Genomic DNA, 1,945 nt, shown 5'->3' with positions numbered 1-1,945 from the left:
CGTGCACGGCTGTGCGGATGGTCTCGCCGTAGGGATCGTCGGGGAGCGCGGACATGTGGTCCTGCGCGCGGTCGAGATGTTCCGCGGCCGCCCGGAACGACCCGAGACGGCGGAAGTCGTCGGCCAGGTTCAGGTGCAGGCTCGGATGGAAGCCCGCGACGCGGAGGGTGTCGTGGTGTTTTCGGGCACGCTCGTCGGGGAGGACATCGGCAGCGTCGAGGGGGAAGTGGACATGGCGGGGCTCCTGTCGAGGTCTTCGGCGGATCCGGGGTGTCGCTGTTCCGGAGGGCACTGCTGAGGGGGAGTGCTTCAGGGGGCGCTGCGCGGCATGACGAGTGTGGTGAGATCCCCGTCGTCGGCCGACCGGACGGTGACCGGCAGATCGGTGCCGCGAATGTCGAGCATCAGGTCGTCGCCGAGCGCGTGACTCCACGCGGGATACACGGTGACCAGGTCGAACCAGATCGTCGACTCTGCTCCGGTGGCCGTACCGTCGAGTGGTATCTCGTCCCCGTCGGGGAACACCAGGGCGGGCCGGCCGGGGGAGGTCCGTAGGCCGACCGTCTCCGGTGCTCTCTGTTCGAGCACCGTCACCACCCGGCGTTTGCCGAGGGTGACCCGCTGTGTCGCCGCGGGGAGCGAGTCCAGCAGGAGTCGGTGGTCGGGGAACGGTTCGGGAAGCAGACGGCAGTGGAGGACGTCGTCGCCGGAGGTGCGGAAGGTGACCGCCCGCTCGTCCGCTTCGACGGTCACCGATGGACTGCGTCGGAGCTGGGACGTCGCGACCCGCAGGTCGTCGCCGGCGAGTGTTCCGGCCCAGGACGGGCAGGTCGGGTCGGTGGGCACGAGCGTCCGGGTGGCGAGCCGGTACCGGTCGGTGGCGGTCAGCCTCACGCAGCCGGATCCGGTTTCCATGTGCACGCCGTTCAGCACCGGGATGTCGGGGTCGTGACCGGTGGAGGCGGAGACCTGATCGACGGCGCCGGCAAGGAAGGGTCCCGGCACCGTGCAGATCACGCGGCGGGATTCGGCACGCAAGGACGCTCCGAGTGTCTCGGCGGCCCGTCGGAGCCTCTCGGCCTCCGTGGTCATCCCGGCGACGTGGTCGTCGAGCAGCCGTGCGGCCTCGTCCGCGCCGGTGGCGAAGAACTCGCCGATGGCGAGCAGCGGCATCCCGATCTCCCGCAACTGCCGCAGCCGGCAGGCGCGCGGGACCTGGGAGCGACTGTAGAACCGGTATCCCGTCGACGGATCGACCTGCGCGGGACGCAGCAGGCCGGCGTCGTCGTAGAACCGCAATGCGCTCGCGGTCGATCCGACGAGTTCGGCGAACACGCCGATCGACATCATCTCCGGGTCGGTCACAGCCCCATCATGAAGCTTCGACCGACTCGAAGGTCAAGCCCGAGGGCCGGCCGACCGTCAGTTGCGGACCTTGCTGGCCACGGCAGGGGAGCGACCCTGCGCACCGGCACCGACCGAGGGCGAGCGATGCGGCGCCGAGGCGTTCGGCGTACGCGGAGTGGACTGGGATCCCCGTGCGCCGCTGTTCGGCTGCGCGGCCGAGTTCGGGCCGGAGGCGTCGCTCTTCGGGATCCGCACCGGCCGGTCGGCCTGCGGCATGGGCGTGGTCTTGTCGGTCTGCGGCAGCGGCGCGGTCCTGTCCGCCTTCGCGTCGGCCTCGGGGGATGCCGGCTCCTTCGGACTCTCGTCGTCCGAACCCTGCTTGTCGCCGCCCTGCTTGTTGTCGCGCGCCGTGCCGAGGACGGTCGTGCGGGGCTCGTCGAGGGAGATCTCCCGGTCGAGCAGTTCGCCTTCGCGGGTGATCGCTGCGAGCAGGGTGGGGACGTCGTCGAGCTGTTCGCGAACGGCGTCGAGCTGGCCGAGGATGCGTCCGCGCAGCACACGGAGTTCCTCGGTGAGGTCGCGCGCGTTCGACACCTTC

The 1,945-nt window shown here is 70.6% G+C and carries 1 protein-coding gene and 2 pseudogenes; all 3 read right to left on the bottom strand.

All coding sequences use genetic code 11. The features are described from left to right. Positions 1-292: pseudogene (locus R1101_RS29840) on the bottom strand (hypothetical protein); the annotation flags it as partial. 17 nt (positions 293-309) lie between these two features. After that, entirely contained in the window at positions 310-1,365 is a 1,056-nt protein-coding gene (locus tag R1101_RS0122345; protein WP_016935446.1) for a DNA polymerase III subunit beta family protein, read from the bottom strand. A gap of 57 nt (positions 1,366-1,422) precedes the next feature. Continuing rightward, positions 1,423-1,945 (bottom strand): annotated as a pseudogene (locus tag R1101_RS0122340) (hypothetical protein); the annotation flags it as partial.

It is taken from the genome of Rhodococcus sp. R1101, assembly GCF_000278445.1.
GTDB classification, from domain to species: domain Bacteria; phylum Actinomycetota; class Actinomycetes; order Mycobacteriales; family Mycobacteriaceae; genus Rhodococcus; species Rhodococcus gordoniae.
This window is presented reverse-complemented; position numbering and strand designations above follow the sequence as displayed.